The sequence below is a fragment of the Mesorhizobium sp. M4B.F.Ca.ET.143.01.1.1 genome, from assembly GCF_004792275.1.
Taxonomy (GTDB): Bacteria; Pseudomonadota; Alphaproteobacteria; order Rhizobiales; family Rhizobiaceae; genus Mesorhizobium; species Mesorhizobium abyssinicae.
Genome location: NZ_SRSR01000206.1, coordinates 1 through 334, shown reverse-complemented (window position 1 = coordinate 334; position 334 = coordinate 1). Strand labels below are relative to the sequence as shown.

The 334-nt window shown below is 65.6% G+C and carries 1 pseudogene; it reads left to right on the top strand.

Features of this window, described 5'->3' with window-relative positions:
- Window positions 1-334 (top strand): annotated as a pseudogene (locus tag EN786_RS36655) (hypothetical protein); the annotation flags it as partial.

Genomic DNA, 334 nt, shown 5'->3' with positions numbered 1-334 from the left:
GCAACCGCATGGCGTAAGCCCGGCCGAGTTCGAACGATGGGACAATGCCTATGCCGCCGCGATGCGAGAGGTCTATCGCTCGTTTCCCGACGACCACGATGTGATGGCGCTGACGGTCGAGGCGCTGATGATGCGCACGGTGCGGCGGCTGTGGAACCTCAAGACCGGCGCGCCGGCGCCGAATTCGGACGTGCTCGAAGCGCTGGAGATCTGCGAGCGTTCGATCCGGATGTCGGACGAGACCGGCACGACCCCGCATCCGGCGATCCTTCACCTTCATACCCATCTGCTCGAAATGTCGACGCAGCCGGAGCGCGGCACACGCTCGGCGGAG